Genomic DNA, 19,610 nt, shown 5'->3' on the forward strand with positions numbered 1-19,610 from the left:
TATACTCCCTCCAACACGTTCGGCACCCACCCTCTCAAGGAGCTTTACCTAACGATGCCAACCATCCCCTATTCCGACATCATCCAGGCCGCCCAGGCCGCTGGCGACGCCATCATGACCGTCTACCAGAAGGACTTCGAGGTCTATCAGAAGAATGATGACAGCCCCCTCACCGAGGCGGATCTGGCAGCCCACCGCGTCATCGTCGACGCCCTGCAGCGCCTGACGCCAGACCTGCCCATCCTGTCCGAGGAGAGTGAAAACGCCCCCTGGGACGAACGCAAAACCTGGGACCGCTACTGGCTGGTGGACCCCCTGGACGGCACCAAGGAGTTCGTGAAGAAAAACGACGAATTCACCGTCAACATCGCCCTGATCGAGCACGGCGAACCCACCTGGGGCGTGGTGGACGCGCCGGCGCTGGGCTGCACCTACCACGGAGGCACCGCGACGCGAGGCGCTTGGAAATCCGTTAATGGACAGGACACCCCGATCACCGTCAGCAAGGCACCCGCGAACAACACCGGCTGGCGCATCGTGGGCAGCCGCTCGCACCAGAGCGACGCCTTTAAGGCCTTCCTGGACGACTTCGACGCCCCGGAAATCAAAAGCATGGGCAGCTCCCTGAAAATCTGCCTGATCGCCGAGGGCGAGGCCGACCTCTACCCCCGCCTGGGACCCACCAGCGAGTGGGACACCGGTGCCGCCCACGCGGTACTGCTGGGCGCTGGCGGGCAACTGAACGTCGCCGACAGCGGCGAACCGCTGCGCTACAATCAGGAAGAGTCGGTCCTGAACCCCTTCTTTATTGCCCGCGGCGCCTGATTCTGTGAGCGATCACCAAACCGAGCGGGAGAAAATGCTGGCGGGGGCGCTATACGACCCCATGGATGCCGAACTCTGCGCGGCGCGCCGCCGGGCGCGCCTGCTCTGTGAGAGCCTGAACGCCAGCCGGGACAATGAAGTCAAGAAGCGTCGGCAGTGGCTGCGCGAGCTGATTCCCGACGGCGGCGACACCGTCTGGATGCAACCGCCCTTCTATTGCGACTACGGCGACAACATCCACCTGGGTGAAAAGGTTTTTTTCAACTTCAACTGCGTGGTGCTCGACGTGGCGGACGTCCACATCGGCGCCCGCACCCTGTTCGGCCCCGCCGCCCAGGTGTACACCGCCACTCATCCCATGAATGCCCAAGAGCGCGCCTCGGGACTGGAGTCCGGCAAACCGATCACCATCGGTGAAGACGTCTGGATCGGCGGCGGTGCCATCATCTGCCCCGGCGTCACCATCGGTGACCGCTGCGTCATCGGCGCCGGCGCCGTCGTCACCAAAGACATCCCCGCCGACCACTTCGCCGCTGGTAACCCCGCCCGCATCATCCGCCCAATCTGAACCCCAACCCTTCGATGGGTGGCACTCAAACTCTGCGTAGGGCGGGTAAGCAAAGCGCACCCGCCGTAACCCCACAACACCCACCCAACTTGCCGCCCGCCACTCCGCCCCGTAGAATCAAACCATAACCTCATGAACCAGACCCGCAACGGCTATGACAAACAAAGACCTTGATCGCTTGAGCGCCCACCTAGCCAACCGTTTCCCAGAGCTTGAGATTTGTGCGCTTATAGGCAGCCGGGCCAGAGGAGACGCCCACCCCGACAGCGACTGGGATTTTGCCATCCAGTGGCCCAAAGCCCTGAACGATACCTGGAACACACTTACCGAAACGGAAACATTACGACTGGATCTCGCCAACTGGCTGTCCGTCCCTGCAGAAGCCATTGATCTGGTGGAGCTACCGACGGCGGGACTGGCCATGAGAGCGGCGGTTGCCGAAGAGGGGCGCCCCCTGATAACCCGGCTCCCCTGGTTTCATTTTTTAAGCCGAACCTGGCGCGATCTGGAAGAACACTACTGGAACGATGTCTATGCAGCTTGATCTGTATTTACAGGAAACCGCCCGTCTCGCAGAGCGGCAAGGACGCCTACTAAACCAGGCCGTTCAGCGTATCCGTTCAGGAGAGACTTTGACAGAGCTGGAACAGAATGGAGTGCTGCATGCCATCCAGGTGCTTACGGAAAATGCGATAGGCAAGGCCAAACACCTCCTGAAAACCAAGGGGCATCAAGTTCCCGTATCCGCCTATGATGCGTTCCGGGCCTTATCGGAGGCAAAGGTTATTTCCAAAAACGATCTGACAAGCTGGAACGCGATCGTTGGACTTAGAAATCGCATTGTGCACGATTACCTGAATATCGACTTTCACATCATTGAAACATTGCTCGTTGAGAGTCGCCACCAGATCATTGTGGATTTCCTCACGCGGAAAGAAGATATTGGCTAATGCCGCGCTGAAGCGTTACCCCCTTTGCATCAACCATCTGACTTCTGAATCGCGTTTCGAGCATCTTTATTTGACTGAGCCATCAACCGTCGCAGTACGTGGCGAATCAACCCCTCGGTCAGCGATTCCCTGCTCTCTGGGGCGCGCATCCCCAACGCCTGCATGATCTTTCGCATCAGGCGCTCCACCCAGTAGCCGACGTGCTCGGCCATCTTTATGCCCTTCGCTAACAGGTAAGCCATTTTGTCCGCGACAGTGAAGAACCCGATAAACGCCCCCTGAAACGTAACCAACGTTGCCATGGCGACTTTCTTGATGACATAAATCAGCGCAGAGTCGACCCAGCGCCAGAATGTTGGTGACGAACTGTTCACCGGCGTTTTAGACTCCAGCCAGGACTCAATGGCACTCTCAAGCGTATAAGGTGGCTCGGGGTTTCCTTTGATCGAATCCCAGGACCTCCCCTTCACAGACGTCACATAGCGATCCATTCGGTGAGCGTCGCCTGACAGCAGAGGCTCATGAGAGTGTATATAGTGACCTGGTAAGTTATAAGGGGCATGCATAAACGGATATAAAGGCACCATGGCCACCGGATCCGTCTTGTGATAAATCCGATGCATATTCACCCCCTGAACAGCGGAGGTGGTACTTTTCACAAACCAGTCCGTACCAACCCGGGGAGCCCCAAACGTATAGAGCCTCGTCGCATACTTGAGATTCCGGGCAACCCAGTCCGCTGCTAGAGAGGCCACCGCCCCTCCGAGACTGTGGCCCACACAGTGGACCACTTTGATATTACCTCCCAGGGACGCAAAAAACGTCTTGAGGGCGGGCAGCATACTGGTAAAACAGTGATTAAATCCGCAGTGAACGGGCAGACCCGCCTGATTGTTGGTGATGCCGATTCTGGCATCGGTCAGGAAGTCCGCCCCTTTATTCTCTTTTGTCGTACCTCTAAACACCAAGAACACTTCGTTCTTGTAAAGATCGCCACCTTCCGAGCAAATGCCGAACCCATCCTTATGATTCAGCAAGACTCGCCCTCCGACCTCAGCCTTAAGGTGGGCAGAAAGACGCTTTGACCCCGTTCGCCTGAAAGGTGGCAGCTTAAGAAACGTATCAACAAACATTGGGTTCTGGACATCATAAATTCTCTTCGCCAGAAGCGCCGCATCGCTTGGACCAACAGCCATTTATTCCTCCTTAATTGTCAAGACATCCTTCCAAACGCATTTCGTTTCTAACAAGGCATACTCAAGATGAGCATCCATATCATCGCGAGACAGCTCACATGTCAAACCGACCGGCTCGCCGCCCAACTCACCAAATAAGTGGGAACTGGACTTACCCGCCTTCCAAATCAGAAAGTTATGACCTTCAAAATCTACTGTTACGGTTTGGCCCACTGAAAGCTGAGAAAACGGACTATCTTTTATATACACAGACTGCTTAGGGATAGAGAAGTAGCCATCCCCATCCGATTTATAATGAAATGTCTCGCCCTTTTGATCTTTCCACGCTATCCAAACGCTAATATCGGCATTGGAAGCTGGTTTGCCGTGATAGGTAAGCTGACCTTGAAGCGGAGAAAACAGGACCGCCTCAATTTCTTCTCCTTTAGAAAATATCGACATGGATAGTCCCTCATTCACCGAAAACAAAAAGATAGCGCTCGCCAAGAAAATACTGACAATTTTCAAGAATCAGCCCCTAAAAAATACTCCAACGACAACAGCCATTGGCACTTTACGGTTACAGTCAGGATGTTCACAAGGATAATCTGGCAAGGAAAGAAACCTGGATAAAGCAGCTACGGTGTCCCTGAAAATCCCTGTGCCAACCTGACACGCCTTCGTTTTGAGGGCCAGATCACGCAACCCAACGATTCTGGCATCTAAATTCGCTTAAAGTCGAGCATCTCGACATGCGAACCGCAATATAGCGCCATTGAACCGGTATCGACAAGAGTATTGCACGCCAATAATTTCGTTCTTATCGAACGATACTTGCTACGGTACTATATTGGCGTTCTATTCCAACTCCAGCCCGCAGGCCGATACGCTTTGACCGGATAGATGAACTTCGCCCTGGACTTTCGACAGAGACACAAAGCAATAAGGATACGTTATTTGAGTGGTAACCGCGCAATCCGACGATGGAGACACCAACGTATAGCCCACATCAAGGCCACCGTCCCGTTCGCTGACGTCACTAACATAAACCTCATGACCACCACTCGACTGCCGGCCAGCCAATACAGCAATCACATCACGTCCATCAAAATCGATATCAGGTACATCGTCCTGAGAATTTGGGTTGGCCGACAAATACAGCTCGCGGAAGCGATGGGCGTCGGTAACATGTTCCGCCAGACTATCGTCAATATCGGAGTGCCCTGCGTACGCTGGGCAGTCAATCACTTCAACCTCTGAGGGCAAACTGTCCACCAACGGGGCCGACTCCATAATATCTCGTTCTGTTTGATCTGAACCGCAGCCTATCAAACCGAGAAAAACAGCGAATAAAATTAGGGAACGTTTCATAATAGAGCATCCTATACCAAACCAGAAGGGCTTCCATTCCGAAGCAGTATAGCGTGTTCACATTATAAGAAACTGTAAAAGATCGTGTAAAACCTTAACCCGAGCGTCACCTACTGCGCCAGTAAGTGAACCGATGATACAAAAGGAATTTCTGTTGAAGAAAAGCCATGCCCGACAGGCCGTAGTCCTGGTAATTGTGCATCACCTGCGGCCCGTACTCTACGTTGTTATGTGCACATGTTCGACTTCGCTACAAATCAACGACCCTGACCCCTTTGATTCCCGTTTAGTGGAACTTTATTTTCGAAACGGAGAAATTGGTAATTGACCCCATCTTGGTCAGCCCCTCTACTCCTTGAGCATCCTATATTAACCAATGGATGATGGATCAAATCCCGCCTCCCAACGATCAGAAAGGGTAGTCACGGAATATGCATAAGATCGGCAATAAGCCAGATGTCTGTACTTAAAAGGCTCCTCCCGCTAAAGCGGGAGGAGCCTGAAAAGAGAGCGCACCAGAAGGTTTAAGTTTCTTTCCGAGCCTCCCTTTTGATCATTATTTTACTGACATCCGTTAGGAATAAACTCAGCAGGCACGTTCGCAGTAACGCACTGCCAAGTTCCATCGGCATTACGCTGCCAAGAGAGCGTCGCGCCAGCGTCCTGCAGCACAGCAGCCGCATTGTTGCCAAAAGTCGCCGTAATGGTGGTAGCAGCCGTCATCGGATCTGGAGCAATAACTGGCACACCAGTCCCCGCCGGGACGGCATTACCGGACTGATTAGCGTTGTTATCTTGATCCATCAAGTTTGATCCGCTAGCCCCTGGGTTACACTGGCCCGCAGCATTACCCAACGCCGTGCGACCATTTAGGATACAATCCTCAATAGAGGTTCGCAGTTGGCCAGCCTCAGACATTACACGGTTAACCTGCGACCGTGTAATGTAGTTTTGATACTGCGGGATAGCGACTGCCGCCAAAATGCCAATGATCGCAATTACGATCATCAGTTCAATCAGGGTAAAACCTTTTTGCATCTGTTTCATGCTTTGAATCTCCGTTGGTGGAAAAGTTACAGACAGGAGTGAGGTTGCATAAGCTGTGCCAAGCCGCCCAAACCCACCACCTGAACCATGATCGACACCACAATCAACCCAACAACCCTCAGATTAATGATTTATGCGACACCTCTGGACGCGCCCCGCCGACTAGTGACATTTTTTGTCACCCTGACTCGCCAGACAACGCCCTTTCCTGCCGAAGAGCCAAGCGGTGCCACCCTTCAATTTTCAATATTGTGAACTACATCACAACTTGTCTCAGGGCTGGAGATTGGCCGCAAAAGCACCAAGAACGATTCCTGCGCTAGAATTGTAGATATCCCATGGACTTATCGTATACAGTTAAGACTCTGCTTTGACTTTCACGCCACCGGTCGGCTTTTATCCGCCGTGGCACATGGTCAGCGAACAGAATAAAAGCTTTTGGAAATCAGGCATTTATGAATACCTCTGCACCCGCTCTCAGCGGCCTGGCACGCCGGTTGGTCCACGATGGCCTACTGGATTCCGATTTGGCGAGCCAGGCTCAGGCCCAGGCGGCACGCGATCGCGTGCCTTTTGTGCAGCATGTGGTCACTCATCAGATTCTTGATGCGTCTACAGTGGCCCGGGTGGCTGCGGATGAGTTCGGCACCCCTGTTTTCGACCTCGACAGTCTGTCCACCACCGCGATTCCTACCAAGTTAGTGGACCAGAAGCTGATTCAGAAACACCATACGCTGCCCCTGATGAAGCGTGGCAACCGGCTGTTTCTGGCGGTGGCGGACCCGACCAACCTTCACGCACTGGACGAGATCAAGTTCAACACCGGCCTGAACACCGACCCGATTCTGGTGGAGGCCGACAAGCTGGCCGCCGCTATTGATCGTTATGTCAATGCCCAAGAGGAGTCCATAGGGGACGCTTTGGGCGGATTAGACGATGACGCTCTGGATGGCCTGGAAACCGAGGGCGGAGAACCCGAGGCGCCGAAAGATGACGGGGGTAAGGAAGAAGATGAGGCCCCGATTGTCCGCTTTATCAACAAGATTCTGTTGGACGCCATCAAGGGCGGTGCGTCGGATATCCACTTTGAGCCCTACGAAAAGGCCTACCGCGTGCGTTTTCGCACCGACGGCATCCTGCAGGAGGTGGCCAAGCCGCCCATCAATCTGGCGACCCGCCTGGCGGCACGCCTGAAAGTGATGTCCCAGATGGACATTTCCGAGCGCCGGGTGCCGCAGGATGGCCGGATCAAAATGAAAATTTCCAAAACCCGAGCCATCGACTTCCGGGTGAACACTCTGCCTACCCTGTTTGGAGAGAAGGTCGTGCTGCGGATTCTCGACCCCAGCTCCGCCAAAATGGGTATTGATGCACTTGGTTACGAGGATTATCAGAAGCAACTTTATATGGACGCTCTGGAGCAACCGCAGGGCATGATTCTGGTGACCGGGCCGACGGGGTCCGGTAAAACCGTGTCTCTCTATACCGGCCTGAATATTCTCAATACCAGCGAGCGAAATATTTCCACCGCCGAAGACCCGGTGGAGATTAACCTGGAGGGGATCAACCAGGTTCAGGTGAATACCCGGGTGGGACTGACCTTTGCCGAATCCCTGCGCTCCTTCCTGCGTCAGGACCCGGACGTGGTGATGGTGGGGGAAATCCGGGACCTGGAGACGGCGGAAATCGCCATCAAGGCCGCTCAGACCGGCCACTTGGTGCTCTCCACCCTGCACACCAACAGCGCCCCGGAAACGCTGACCCGCCTACTCAATATGGGCGTACCCGCCTTTAACGTGGCCACCAGTGTGAGCCTGATTATCGCCCAGCGCCTGGCCCGCCGATTGTGCAAAAGTTGCAAGAAGCCCGCAACGGATATTCCCGATGCCGTACTGAGCGAAGAAGGTTTCGATGAGATCGGAATTCCCCGCAGCGAACTGGAGCTGTACCACCCGGTGGGCTGCTCACAGTGTACCAATGGTTATAAGGGTCGTGTCGGGGTCTATGAAGTAGTTCGCATCACACCGACCATCGCCAGCCTTATAATGGAGGGAGGCAACTCCCTGCAAATTGCCAAAGCCGCCCATGAGGCGGGTTTTAATAATCTGCGGATTTCAGCCCTGCGCAAAGCGGCGCAAGGGTTGACCAGCCTTGAAGAAGCCAACCGAGTCACCAAGGATTAACGCTTATGGCCACCACCGCCCAAGCCCAGAAAGCCGCGCCCACAGCGGCCCGCAAAAAGCCAGTCGCGAAAGGCTCCACGTCGGCAACCTACCTCTATAAAGGCCTGGACAAAAAAGGCAATAAGATTGAGGGCGAAATGGAGGGCGTCAGTCCCGCGCTAATCAAGGCACAACTGCTGAAGCAAGGCATTCGAGCCAATCAGGTTCGTAAAAAGCCGAAGCCCCTGTTTGGTGGTGGCGGCAAGAAAATTCAACCGTCAGATATTGCGGTGTTTTCTCGCCAAATGGCAACAATGATGAAAGCCGGCGTTCCACTAGTGCAGTCTTTCGATATTGTAGCCGATGGCCTAGACAACGCTCGGGTTCGAACACTGGTTCACCAAATTCGCGATGACGTAGCGGCCGGCGGCAACTTTGCGTCCGCCTTACGTAAGCACCCCAAGTACTTTGACGATCTCTTCTGTAACTTGGTAGAAGCAGGTGAGCAGTCAGGCGCTCTGGAAACCATGCTGGACAGAATTGCGACCTACAAAGAAAAAACAGAGGCCCTCAAAGCCAAGATAAAGAAAGCTATGACTTACCCGATCGCGGTAGTAGTGGTCGCTATCATTGTTACCGCGATCCTTCTGATCAAAGTGGTGCCACAATTCACGCAGACGTTCCAAAGCTTCGGCGCCGAACTTCCCGCCTTCACACTGCTTGTCATGAATATGTCAGATTTCATGCGAGAACAATGGTTTATAATGCTGGCCATCATTATCGGCTCGGTGTTTTTCTTCAAGGAAGCCCGACGTCGCTCCAAGGCATTTGCTTACGCCATTGATAAATACATTCTTAAACTTCCGGTCGTGGGGAATATACTCTACTTATCTATCATGGCACGCTTTGCCCGCACACTCTCCACGACCTTTGCCGCTGGTGTTCCATTAATTGACGCTCTAACATCTGTCGCAGGCGCAGCAGGCAACAAGCCATATAGCGATGCCATTTTGAAGATCCGCGAGGAAGTCTCCACCGGCATTCAGTTGAATACAGCCATTCGCGCTCAGAAAATGTTCCCCACCTTGCTCGTTCAGATGGCTGCTATTGGCGAAGAATCTGGCGCACTTGACGAAATGCTCGAAAAAGTGGCTGTGTATTATGAAGAAGCCGTAGACAATCAAGTCGACAGCCTGACTTCGCTCCTGGAACCCATTATCATGTCCGTTCTTGGCGTTCTGGTCGGCGGCCTGCTGATCGCCATGTACCTGCCAATCTTCCAGATGGGGTCGGTTATTTAACGTGTCCTCCATATCCGAAGTTTTCGTTCTCTATCCCTCAGTGGCGCTCATCAGCGCCACTGTTTTAGGTCTGCTGGTTGGCAGTTTCCTCAATGTGGTGATCTATCGCCTGCCCAGAATGCTCCAGTCGGAGTGGCGGTCGCAGTGCTGCGAGCTGCTGGAGCAGTCACCACCGGAACCGCAGAAAACATTCAACCTGATCACCCCCAATTCCACCTGCCCCCACTGCGGGCATGGGATCAAGCCCTGGGAGAACGTGCCGGTAATCAGTTACCTGGTGCTGCGGGGCAAGTGCTCAGCCTGCAAAGGCCGGATTTCTGCCCGCTACCCGATCATTGAGCTGGTGACGGGCCTGCTGAGCGTGTTTGTGATTCATCAGTTTGGCGTGACCGGCGTTGGCTTGGCGGCGCTGGTATTCACCTGGTCGCTGATTGCGTTGACCATGATCGACATCGACACCCAGTTGCTGCCCGATGTGATCACTCTGCCATTGCTCTGGCTCGGGCTGATCGTCAACCATCTGGGGGGCTTTGTGCCACTGGAGGACGCCCTCTGGGGCGCGGTGGCGGGCTACCTCTCGCTCTGGTCGATTTACTGGCTGTTCAAGCTGCTGACCGGCAAGGAAGGGATGGGCTACGGCGACTTCAAGCTGCTGGGCGCACTGGGCGCCTGGCTCGGCTGGCAGATGCTGCCTTTGGTGGTGCTGCTGTCGTCCCTGGTGGGTGCGGTGATCGGCATCGGCATGATGCTGATCCTGGGCCGGGACAAGAACATTCCCATTCCCTTCGGCCCCTACCTGGCCATTGCGGGCTGGATTGCCTTTATCTGGGGCGACAGCCTGCTCCAACAGTACCTTCAGTTCGCGGCTCCCTGAATCATGGCGGAGCGGGTTATCGGCGTTACCGGAGGCATCGGCAGCGGCAAGTCTTCCGTCATGCGGGCCTTCCAGGCGAAAGGCATTGAGGCCGTGGATGCGGACGATATGGCGCGGGTGGTGGTCGAACCCGGCCAGCCCGCCCTGAAGGCCATTGCCGAACACTTTGGCCCGGATATTTTGACGCCTGACGGCACCCTGGACCGCCCGACCCTGCGCGCCATCATCTTTACCGATCCCGACGCGAAAACCTGGCTTGAAGCCTTGCTGCACCCTCTGATCAACCGGGAGTTGCGTTCGCGGCTGGCCGCGGCGCGAGGTCCCTACGCCCTACTGGTGTCTCCCCTGCTGTTTGAGACCGGGCAGGATAAGCTGGTCGACCGGATTCTGGTGGTGGATGTGCCGGAGTCCCTCCAGCTCGCACGGGCCAGTGCCCGGGACGGTGCGGACCCGGAGCAGATCCAGCGGATCATGGCCAGTCAGATGTCGCGAGCCGAGCGGCTAAAGCGGGCGGATGACTTGTTGGATAACACCGGGAGTCTGGTCGATTTAGAGAAGCGGGTGGAAGAGTTGCATCGGGGTTATCTGGCGTTTGCGGGTCAGTGATCGGTGGATGACCCGCAAACGCTCCGATACGTCGGACCGTTTGCGCGTCATCCACCGAGGGTTAACATAGGTTAAGAGGCTTCTGCAATACTGGTACTCGGCCCCCTTTACAGTGTATAAAAGCATTTGCCGGTTTCTGGTACGACGTCCACAACGACCTAAGACACGGGAATGACCGCGATGCCGCACCACCATGAGCCCCAAGGCTTCACTTTAAAACGCCACCCCTTCTTTACCGACCCACCCGCGTCGCTGTAACCCCGTCTGTTGTTACCCACAACGAATCTCAAGGTATCCCCGGTTATACTTGTCCGGGCGGAGATGAATAATACCCACAAGGTGTGAGAGACCTTATGACACTGTTTTTGATTGTATTCCTGCCGCTCCTGGGCGCGCTGGTCCCCCTCGCCACGGAGCGCTTCGGGCGCAACCTGTGCGCCTGGTCGGCGGCGTTAGCGCCTTTGATCTCCCTGGGGCTGCTGCTTTACCTGACGCCAGCGGTGCTGGCCGGCGAGACCTTTCGTTTCCATCAGGCGTGGCTGCCCGGCCTGGGGCTGGACCTGAGCCTTCGCCTGGACGGCCTGGGGCTGATGTTCGCCTTGCTGATCACCGGCATTGGCCTGCTGGTCATGCTGTACGCCCGTTACTACCTGTCTTCACGGGATTCTCTGGGCAAGCTCTACGCCCTGCTGCAGATATTCATGCTGGCGATGCTCGGCATTGTGCTGTCGGACAACATTCTTCTGATGTTGGTGTTCTGGGAGCTGACCAGCCTGAGCTCCTTCCTGCTGATCGGCTATTGGTCCCACCAGTCCGAGGCCCGCAAAGGGGCGCGGATGGCTCTTGCCATTACCGGGGCGGGCGGCCTCTGCCTGCTCGCGGGCGCACTGCTGCTGGGACACATTGTTGGCAGCTTTAACCTGACCGAGATTCTTGCCGCCGGGGACCAGATCCGCGCCCACGCGCTCTACCCGATCACCCTGATTCTGGTGCTGCTGGGTGCGTTTACCAAGTCTGCCCAGTTCCCCTTCCATTTCTGGCTACCCCACGCCATGTCCGCCCCCACCCCGGTGTCGGCCTATCTGCACTCGGCCACCATGGTCAAGGCCGGGGTGTTTCTGCTCGCCCGCCTGTACCCCGCACTGGCGGGCACCGAGCTGTGGTTCTTTATCGTCAGCTTCGTGGGCCTTGCCACGCTGGTGTACGCCGCCTATACGGCCCTGTTCAAACACGACCTGAAAGGCCTGCTGGCCTACTCCACCATCAGCCACCTGGGCCTGATTACCCTGCTGTTCGGTTTCAGCACCGAGCTGGCAGCGGCAGCGGCGGTGTTTCACATCATCAACCACGCCACCTTCAAGGCGTCGCTGTTCATGGCAGCCGGAATCATCGATCACGAAACCGGCACCCGGGATATGCGCAAGATCAACGGCCTGTGGAAGTACATGCCACATACCGCGCTACTGGCCATGGTCGCATCCGCCGCCATGGCCGGGGTACCGCTGCTGAACGGCTTCCTGAGTAAAGAGATGTTCTTTGCCGAGAGCCTGCATCTGGAATATCTCGGTCAGTTCTGGTGGATCATGCCGATGCTGGCCACACTCGGAGCGCTGTTTTCGGTTGCCTACTCCTGGCGCTTTATCCACGATGTCTTTTTCAATGGCGAGCCTCAGGATCTACCCAAGTATCCGCCCCACGAGCCACCCCGCTACATGAAAGTACCGGTGGAGATTCTGGTGGTCCTCTGCCTGATAGTGGGTGTTTTCCCGCACTACACCATCGAGCCCTTTATCCACGCCGCTGCCACGGCGGTTCTCGGGCACGAAATGCCGGAGTACCACATCGCACTCTGGCACGGGTTCAACCTGCCATTGTTGATGAGTGCCATCGCGCTGGCGGGCGGTATTCTCCTCTACTCTCAGCGTAAAGGGCTGTTTGCATTTTACGAGCGCAAGTTCCGCAAAGACGAGAAGCTGGTATTCGAGTACCGGGTACAGCGCGGTGTCCTGGCCGCCCAGTGGGTCACCGACCGGCTCGAGAACGGCTCGCTCCAGCGGTATCTGGCCCTGTTTTTTGGTGCCGCTCTGGTGGTGGGCGCCGCCGGGCTTTGGCCTCTGACCGAGTGGACGGGCTCAGCCACGCTGACCCCGATGGACCCGGTAAGCGCCGTGGCAACCGCACTACTGGTCATTGCCGCCTTCGGAACGGTACTGACTCACCACAACCGGTTTGCGGCACTACTGATGTTAAGCGTCGTGGGGCTGATTGTGTCGCTGACGTTCATCCGGTTCTCCGCCCCGGATCTGGCGCTGACACAACTGTCTGTCGAGGTGGTCACCATCGTCCTGTTGATGCTGGCGCTCTATTTCCTGCCCCAAATGACGCCCAACGAATCACCGCCCAGGCGTGTGGTCCGGGATATTGCCATTGCGGGCAGCGCCGGGGTGGGGGTAGGCGCACTGTGCTGGGCGGTGCTGACCCGACCGTTCACTCCCATCTCAGACTACTTCCTGGAGAACAGCGTCAGCGGTGGCGGCGGTACCAACGTGGTCAACGTCATTCTGGTCGACTTCCGCGGGTTCGATACCCTGGGTGAGATCACCGTGCTGGCCCTGGCGGCGGTGGGCATCTACGCGATGCTGCACGGCCTGAAACTGCCGCTGCCCCAGGCCGATGGCGACGGTCGTCGTTGGGCCCGCGAACCACATCCCCCCATTCTGTCGGTAATGACCCGTATTCTGCTCCCGCTTGCGATCATGGTGTCGTTCTATATCTTCCTGCGCGGACACAATATGCCCGGCGGCGGATTTATTGCCGGGCTGGTCACCAGCGTGGCGCTGATTCTTCAATATATTTCCACCGGTACCGAGTGGATGCAGCAACGCCTGCGCTGGAATTACCGCAAAGTGGCCGCCACCGGCGTGATGATCGCCACGCTCACCGGGCTGGCAAGCTGGCTGTTCGGTTATCCGTTCCTGACCTCGACGTTTACCCATGTGCACTGGCCTTTTGTGGGCGATTTTGAGCTGGCTTCCGCCATGGCTTTTGACGTCGGCGTGTACGTCACTGTCGTGGGCGCAACCATGCTGATTCTGGCGCACCTGGGCAAGCTGGCGCAGACCACGCACGAAGCCCCGGCCACCAATGAACAAGGGGAGAAGATTTAATGGAGCTGTTGATTTCAATCATGATCGCGGTGATGACCGCCTGCGGCGTGTATCTGATGTTGCGCAGTCGGACTTTTCCGGTCATTGTCGGGCTGACCCTGTTTACCTATGCGGTCAACCTGTTCATCTTTGTGATGGGGCGTCTGACCTCCGGCGCCCCTCCCGTCATCGGCACGGCTGAGCAATATGCCGACCCCCTGCCACAGGCACTGGTACTGACGGCCATTGTGATCAGTTTCGCCATGACCGCTTTTGTCCTGGTACTCGCTCTGAGGGCGCGCGCGGAGTTGGGCAACGACCATGTTGACGGCAAGCAGACCGGCGAGTCGCAGGAGGATCGGGTATGAGCCACCTGATTGCGCTGCCGGTACTTTTGCCCCTGATCACCGGCGTCATCCTGCTGTTGTTGGCCGGAAAAGGCTTTGTACTGACCCGCACGGTCAGTCTGGTCAGCGCCGGTCTGCTGGTCATCATTTCCCTGTTGCTGTTCTATACGGCGAGCAGCGGGGTGATTCAGGTCTATGCCATGGGTGACTGGGCGCCGCCGTTTGGCATTGTTCTGGTTCTGGACCGGCTCAGCGCCTTTATGGTTCTGGTGACCAGTGTGCTGGCGTTTTTTGCCATCTGGTACGCCGCGAGCACCATGGACCATCCGGCCTACAACCTGAACGGCCTCCTGCACCTGCTATTGCTCGGGGTCAACGGCGCCTTTCTGACCGGCGACCTGTTCAACCTGTTTGTCTGCTTTGAGGTATTGCTGCTCGCCTCCTACGCACTGCTGGTGCAGGGCGGGGGCCAGGAGCGGGCGAGAGCCGGTCTGCACTATGTGGTTCTGAACCTGGCGGGGTCCAGCCTGTTCCTGATTGCCGTGGCCACCCTCTACGGCATCACCGGAACCCTGAATATGGCCGACATGGCGGCCAAGGTCGCCAACCTGCCGGCCCAGGACGCTCCCATTGTGGCCGCCGCCGGCCTGCTGTTCATGGTGGTATTCGGGCTCAAGGCCGCGATGGTGCCGCTGTATTTCTGGTTGCCCCGGGCCTATAGCGCGGCCAGTGCTCCGGTGGCGGCCATGTTCGCCATCATGACCAAAATCGGGGTCTACTCCATCGCCCGGGTCTACACATTGATCTTTGGCGATCACGCCGGCGAACTGGCCAACCTGATTCAACCCTGGCTGTGGCCACTGGCACTGGTCACCCTCGCGCTGGGGGTTATCGGTGTACTGGCCGCCCGCAACCTGCGTATGCAGGTGTCCTACCTCGTGATCATCTCGGTGGGTACCCTGCTTGCCGGTCTGGCCCTGAACACCGCAGAGGCGCTGAGTGCGACCTTTTACTATCTGGCCCACTCCACCTGGGTGTGCGGGGCACTGTATCTGATTGTCGACCTGATCCGCCGCCAGCGTCAGGACGGTAGCGATGCCATCCGTACCGGCCCCTCCCTGCCCCAGAGCACGACCCTGGGACTGATGTTTTTTGTGGCGGCCCTCAGTGTGGCCGGCATGCCACCGCTGAGCGGGTTTGTCGGTAAGTTGCTGCTCCTGCAATCGGCCACCACCGGCTATGCGGCCATCTGGCTCTGGAGCCTGGTCCTGCTCGGCGGCCTCGCGTCGATTACCGCCCTCAGTCGCAGCGGCAGCACTTTTTTCTGGCGTACTACTGAAGTGGTCGCCAACACCCAGAAAGCCTCGCTGCTGCCCCTGGCCGCCGCGCTGGGCCTGCTGGCGACAACACCAGCCCTGGCGCTGTGGGGCGAACCGATCATCGCTTACACCGACGCCATGGCCGAACAGCTTTTGAACCCGGGCCAGTACATCGACAGCGTACTGCGCCACACCACCGTGGGGGGAAATCCATGAGCACCCTGACCGATACCAAGCGACGGCGCCGGCAACTCCTCCCGCACCCGGTCCTGAGTCTGTTTATGCTACTGCTGTGGTTTCTGTTGGCCAACAACATCAGTGGTGGCCATCTGGTTCTGGGCGGTTTGCTGGCCTGGTTCATTCCCTTTGTCACCCAGTCATTCTGGCCCCAGGAAATGACACTGAACCGCCCGGGTGTGGCCCTGAAATTTGTGGCGGTAGTACTCTGGGACATCGTGATTGCCAACTGGACCGTAGCGCGTCTGATCCTGGGCTCGCCCAAGTCCCTCAAGCCGGCCTTCATGACGTTGGATCTGGACCTTGAACAGGATTTTGCCATCACCATTCTCGCGAGCACCATTTCCCTGACTCCGGGCACTGTGTCGGCTGATTTGAGCGCCGATGGCAAGCAGTTGATCATCCATACGCTTCATGTGGACGATCCAGCCGCTGCAGTTGCCACCATCAAACAGCGTTATGAAGCGCCACTTAAGGAGATTTTCGAATGCTCGACATCGTAATCCAGATCAGCCTGGTGATGATGAGCCTGGCACTGGTATTGAACCTGTGGCGCCTGGCGGTGGGCCCTTCATTGCCAGACCGGATCCTCGCGCTGGACACCATGTACATCAACTCCATCGCCCTGTTGGTACTGTATGGGCTTTCCATGAAGTCCATGCTGTATTTCGAAGCCGCCCTGCTGATTGCCGTGATGGGCTTTGTGGGCACCGTTGCGCTGTCCAAGTACCTGTTGCGCGGCGACATCATCGAATAGGAGAGCCACTGTGAACGATGTTAACTGGATAGAATGGCTGGTTTCCGCCCTGCTGCTGATCGGCGCCTCCTTTGCGCTGATCGGCTCGTTCGGCCTGGCACGCCTGCCGGACTTTTTCATGCGTCTGCACGGTCCGACCAAGGCCACCACGCTGGGCGTGGGGAGTATGATTGTCGCCTCCATGCTGTTTTTCAGCACCCGCGGAGAAAGCCTGAGTCTTCACGAGCTGCTGATCGCGCTGTTTTTGTTTATTACCGCCCCCGTGAGCGCCCATATTGTGGCCAAGGCAGCCCTGCATGTACGCCTGCCCTACCGCAAGGATACGCGCCACTGGCATCGGGACAGTTGACATCCGGCTCCAAATGGGCATAATGTCGCGTCCTTGATTCCGGCTTGTGCGAATGGCTGCCGGACGACCGAATTTCAGTCTGAATACGTAACAGGAGCTCCACGGTGGCAAATACACCTCAATCCAAGAAGCGCGCTCGCCAGAACGAAAAGGCTCGCAAGCACAACGCCAGCCTGCGCTCCATGACGCGCACCTACATCAAGAACGTGGTCAAGGCCATCGAATCCGGCGACCAGGCAGCGGCCAAAACCGCTTACACCGCCGCTGTTCCGGTCATCGACCGCATGGCCGACAAGGGCCTGATGCACAAGAACAAGGCCGCTCGTCATAAGAGCCGCCTGAACGGCCACATCAAGGCCATGGCTTCCTGAGCCTGACCTGACTGTGACCCGCGCTGCGGCCCGACCGCAACGCCAGGAAAAACCGGCCTTGTGCCGGTTTTTTTGTGCCCGGAGGGCCGACACCCGAGCTGTTCAGGAAAACTCACTCCGCGCTGACATATTTCTGCCAGAAACATCGTATAACGTGACTGAGGTGTCAAATCCACCCCACGTTACGGTAAAGGAGAGCAACCATGTTGCCGCGCGAGCACTACCTCAAGCAGCCCTTCCAGGACCGCGAGCACTTTCCCGCCGGTTTTGACCATTCCAGCCAGCTGTCCGGTATCCAGGCCCGCCTGATCCGCAAGCACGGCGCACTGATTCACGCCCTGTGCCGAGGGGAGGTGGCCAACCCCACCGACGAGGACCGCCACCTGCTCAAGGTTATTGCCAAGCAGGCCGCCCCGAAGAACCCGGTCGAGCAGGCCTGGCTGAAGTACCTGGCAATGACCCGGAAGGCATCGACAGGCCTGCGCAAAAGCGCCTGAGGCTCTCCTAGAGGTGATCTGTCGACTGACGAAGCGCGATTTCAAAACCGAGGTCGCGCTTCCGTTGCCCTACGTCCCCCCCATTCAACGCGGCGACAATCATTTCCGCGGCCGTTACGCCCATCTGATACCGGGGCACGGCCACACTACTGAGTGATGGGTTGGTAAACGCGGATACCTCAAAGTCGTTAAACCCGCACAACCCGATATCGCCCGGTACATCCAGCCCCATCCGCTGACTTTCAAACAGCGCCCCCAGGGCCAGGTCGTCGTTGCAACAGAATACCGCATCCACCACTTCGCCGGCCTGCCCCATGAGCGCACGAAACAGCTCCCCGCCGAGTTCTATGGAGGAGGGACGGTCGGTCACCTGGATGAAGTTCCGCCAGAAGCGCCCACGCCCCTCCAATACGGACTTGAAGCCCGCCAGACGCTCCCGAACCCGTTTATCCATACGGGCGCCGATAAAACCCAACTGACCGTAGCCCGCCGACAGCAGTTGCTCCGCCACAGCGGCTCCGGCCTGGAAGTGCGATACCCCGACGTTCATATCCATCGGCTCATCCAGTAGATCCATGATCTGGACCACGGGAATCCTGGCCTTCAGCAGCAGGCGCTCACAGGCCTGGGTCTGCTCACCGCCGGTGAGAATCATGGCCTCAGGCGATTGACTGAGCAGGGTGCGCACCATGCGCTCCTCCTCCAGTGCCGAGTAGTGGGTATCCACCATCAGCACCTTGTAGCCGGAGGTGCCCGCCACATCGTAGATACCGCGCAATACATCGGTGAACACAATATTCGACAGTGACGGAATTGCCACGCCGATGACGCGCGAGCGCGTAGACGCCAGTGAACTGGCGGATTGATTGGGAATATAACCCAGCATATCGATTGCCTCCTGCACGGCCTGCCGCGTTGTCTGCGACACTTTATTAGGATGGTTAATGACCCTCGATACAGTGATACCACTGACTCCGGCGTATTGCGCCACATCCGCCAGGGTGACGGTCTGGGAGTGCTTTTTTCTCGCCCGGGTGCTCACTGTCCAACTCCCTCTTCCAAAAACCGGAAGATTATCACAGCCTAAATGTTTGCGCTAACATAATAAGTGCGCTAACCTCCTACCGCGTTATAATCCGTACTTTTTGGGAAGAGGGTGACATACCTTGGCAACTCTGCTGATCATGATGGGCGTCTCCGGGGCAGGCAAGTCGACGATGGCCTCAGCACTGTCGGAACACTTCGGTTTTACTTACCTGGATGCGGACGACTTCCACAGTGAGACGGCCAAAGCGCACATGGCGGCAGGCAAACCCCTGACCGATGAGATGCGTGCCCCCTGGATCGCGCGCATGTGCGAGTATTTTCGTGAGCGTGCCGACACCGATACGACCTTCGTACTGGCGTTCTCCGGACTGAAACGCAGTCATCGTGAGCCCTTCCGCCACTGCGGCCTCGATACCCACTTCCTGTTCCTGGACGGCGACGCGGCCACCATCGCCGACCGGATCAGCGCCCGTCAGGGGCATTTCATGCCCCCGGAGCTACTGGACAGTCAGTTCGAAGCGCTGGAACGCCCGGACCTCCAGAAAGAACCCGACGTCACCCCACTGAACATTCACCCACCGGTACCCGGCGTAATGGAACAGGCCATTGATTACATAGAATCCCTCAAGGCCCGCTCTGACTAAAACGGCGCCCACAAACG

General features: G+C 57.3%; 22 protein-coding genes and 1 pseudogene. 17 read left to right on the top strand and 6 right to left on the bottom strand.

Annotated features, from left to right (window positions below):
• Positions 1-54: 54 nt before the first annotated feature.
• From cysQ to hepT, 4 genes are all read left to right on the top strand, one after another.
• Positions 55-825 (top strand): 3'(2'),5'-bisphosphate nucleotidase CysQ, encoded by a 771-nt coding sequence (gene cysQ / locus OOT55_RS08690; RefSeq protein WP_265368697.1) that lies wholly within the window; start codon positions 55-57, stop codon positions 823-825.
• Between the two features lie 4 nt (positions 826-829).
• Positions 830-1,393 carry a sugar O-acetyltransferase gene (locus OOT55_RS17775; protein ID WP_322113836.1) on the top strand — a complete coding sequence of 188 codons (564 nt, stop codon included), beginning with the start codon at positions 830-832 and terminating at the stop codon, positions 1,391-1,393.
• A gap of 154 nt (positions 1,394-1,547) precedes the next feature.
• Positions 1,548-1,937 (top strand): nucleotidyltransferase family protein, encoded by a 390-nt coding sequence (locus OOT55_RS08705; RefSeq protein WP_265368698.1) that lies wholly within the window; start codon positions 1,548-1,550, stop codon positions 1,935-1,937.
• A complete protein-coding gene (gene hepT, locus OOT55_RS08710) occupies positions 1,927-2,343 on the top strand; it encodes a type VII toxin-antitoxin system HepT family RNase toxin (RefSeq protein WP_265368699.1) in 417 nt (138 codons plus the stop codon). The genes OOT55_RS08705 and hepT overlap by 11 nt, the downstream gene beginning before the upstream one ends.
• Positions 2,344-2,372: 29 nt before the next feature.
• Here hepT and OOT55_RS08715 read toward each other — a convergent pair whose 3' ends face one another.
• The 5 genes and pseudogenes from OOT55_RS08715 to OOT55_RS17850 all read right to left on the bottom strand — a co-directional run.
• Positions 2,373-3,539 (bottom strand): lipase family protein, encoded by a 1,167-nt coding sequence (locus OOT55_RS08715; protein WP_265368700.1) that lies wholly within the window; start codon positions 3,537-3,539, stop codon positions 2,373-2,375.
• Positions 3,540-4,046 carry a DUF6795 domain-containing protein gene (locus OOT55_RS08720; protein ID WP_265368701.1) on the bottom strand — a complete coding sequence of 169 codons (507 nt, stop codon included), beginning with the start codon at positions 4,044-4,046 and terminating at the stop codon, positions 3,540-3,542.
• 330 nt (positions 4,047-4,376) lie between these two features.
• The gene (locus OOT55_RS08725) at positions 4,377-4,889 is read right to left on the bottom strand and encodes a protease complex subunit PrcB family protein (protein WP_265368702.1); all 513 of its coding nucleotides are present in this window, start codon (positions 4,887-4,889) and stop codon (positions 4,377-4,379) included.
• 561 nt (positions 4,890-5,450) lie between these two features.
• Positions 5,451-5,807 (bottom strand): pilin, encoded by a 357-nt coding sequence (locus OOT55_RS08730; protein ID WP_416141001.1) that lies wholly within the window; start codon positions 5,805-5,807, stop codon positions 5,451-5,453.
• 14 nt (positions 5,808-5,821) lie between these two features.
• Positions 5,822-5,936: pseudogene (locus OOT55_RS17850) on the bottom strand (pilin); the annotation flags it as partial.
• Positions 5,937-6,391: 455 nt separating this feature from the next.
• Here OOT55_RS17850 and pilB point away from each other — a divergent pair.
• From pilB to maoP, 12 genes are all read left to right on the top strand, one after another.
• Positions 6,392-8,119: a type IV-A pilus assembly ATPase PilB gene (gene pilB / locus OOT55_RS08735; protein WP_265368704.1), complete on the top strand. Its 1,728-nt coding sequence runs from the start codon at positions 6,392-6,394 to the stop codon at positions 8,117-8,119.
• A gap of 5 nt (positions 8,120-8,124) precedes the next feature.
• Positions 8,125-9,399, top strand: coding sequence for a type II secretion system F family protein (locus tag OOT55_RS08740; RefSeq protein ID WP_265368705.1), 1,275 nt, complete (start codon positions 8,125-8,127; stop codon positions 9,397-9,399).
• 10 nt (positions 9,400-9,409) lie between these two features.
• Positions 9,410-10,273: a prepilin peptidase gene (locus tag OOT55_RS08745; protein WP_265368809.1), complete on the top strand. Its 864-nt coding sequence runs from the start codon at positions 9,410-9,412 to the stop codon at positions 10,271-10,273.
• A gap of 3 nt (positions 10,274-10,276) precedes the next feature.
• Positions 10,277-10,879, top strand: coding sequence for a dephospho-CoA kinase (gene coaE / locus OOT55_RS08750; protein ID WP_265368706.1), 603 nt, complete (start codon positions 10,277-10,279; stop codon positions 10,877-10,879).
• Positions 10,880-11,232: 353 nt separating this feature from the next.
• On the top strand, positions 11,233-14,046 hold the full coding sequence (locus OOT55_RS08755; RefSeq protein ID WP_265368707.1) for a monovalent cation/H+ antiporter subunit A: 2,814 nt from the start codon (positions 11,233-11,235) through the stop codon (positions 14,044-14,046).
• Entirely contained in the window at positions 14,046-14,393 is a 348-nt protein-coding gene (locus tag OOT55_RS08760; RefSeq protein WP_265368708.1) for a Na+/H+ antiporter subunit C, read from the top strand. Before OOT55_RS08755 ends, OOT55_RS08760 begins: the two co-directional genes overlap by 1 nt.
• On the top strand, positions 14,390-15,907 hold the full coding sequence (locus OOT55_RS08765) for a monovalent cation/H+ antiporter subunit D (RefSeq protein WP_265368709.1): 1,518 nt from the start codon (positions 14,390-14,392) through the stop codon (positions 15,905-15,907). The genes OOT55_RS08760 and OOT55_RS08765 overlap by 4 nt, the downstream gene beginning before the upstream one ends.
• The gene (locus tag OOT55_RS08770; protein WP_265368710.1) at positions 15,904-16,431 is read left to right on the top strand and encodes a Na+/H+ antiporter subunit E; all 528 of its coding nucleotides are present in this window, start codon (positions 15,904-15,906) and stop codon (positions 16,429-16,431) included. The genes OOT55_RS08765 and OOT55_RS08770 overlap by 4 nt, the downstream gene beginning before the upstream one ends.
• Entirely contained in the window at positions 16,416-16,685 is a 270-nt protein-coding gene (locus tag OOT55_RS08775) for a K+/H+ antiporter subunit F (RefSeq protein WP_265368711.1), read from the top strand. The genes OOT55_RS08770 and OOT55_RS08775 overlap by 16 nt, the downstream gene beginning before the upstream one ends.
• 10 nt (positions 16,686-16,695) lie before the next feature.
• A complete protein-coding gene (locus OOT55_RS08780) occupies positions 16,696-17,034 on the top strand; it encodes a Na+/H+ antiporter subunit G (RefSeq protein ID WP_265368712.1) in 339 nt (112 codons plus the stop codon).
• A 104-nt stretch (positions 17,035-17,138) separates the two neighbouring features.
• Entirely contained in the window at positions 17,139-17,405 is a 267-nt protein-coding gene (rpsT, locus tag OOT55_RS08785) for a 30S ribosomal protein S20 (protein ID WP_265368713.1), read from the top strand.
• Positions 17,406-17,608: 203 nt separating this feature from the next.
• The gene (maoP, locus tag OOT55_RS08790) at positions 17,609-17,902 is read left to right on the top strand and encodes a DUF413 domain-containing protein (RefSeq protein WP_265368714.1); all 294 of its coding nucleotides are present in this window, start codon (positions 17,609-17,611) and stop codon (positions 17,900-17,902) included.
• A gap of 7 nt (positions 17,903-17,909) precedes the next feature.
• On the opposite strand, the gene OOT55_RS08795 is transcribed toward maoP, so the two are convergent.
• Positions 17,910-18,944 carry a LacI family DNA-binding transcriptional regulator gene (locus OOT55_RS08795; RefSeq protein WP_265368715.1) on the bottom strand — a complete coding sequence of 345 codons (1,035 nt, stop codon included), beginning with the start codon at positions 18,942-18,944 and terminating at the stop codon, positions 17,910-17,912.
• Positions 18,945-19,068: 124 nt separating this feature from the next.
• On the opposite strand from OOT55_RS08795, the gene OOT55_RS08800 reads away from it, so the two are divergent.
• Positions 19,069-19,593 (top strand): gluconokinase, encoded by a 525-nt coding sequence (locus tag OOT55_RS08800; RefSeq protein WP_265368716.1) that lies wholly within the window; start codon positions 19,069-19,071, stop codon positions 19,591-19,593.
• The last annotated feature ends 17 nt before the right edge of the window (positions 19,594-19,610 follow it).

Source organism: Marinimicrobium sp. C6131 (genome assembly GCF_026153455.1).
In the GTDB taxonomy this organism is placed as follows: domain Bacteria; phylum Pseudomonadota; class Gammaproteobacteria; order Pseudomonadales; family Cellvibrionaceae; genus Marinimicrobium.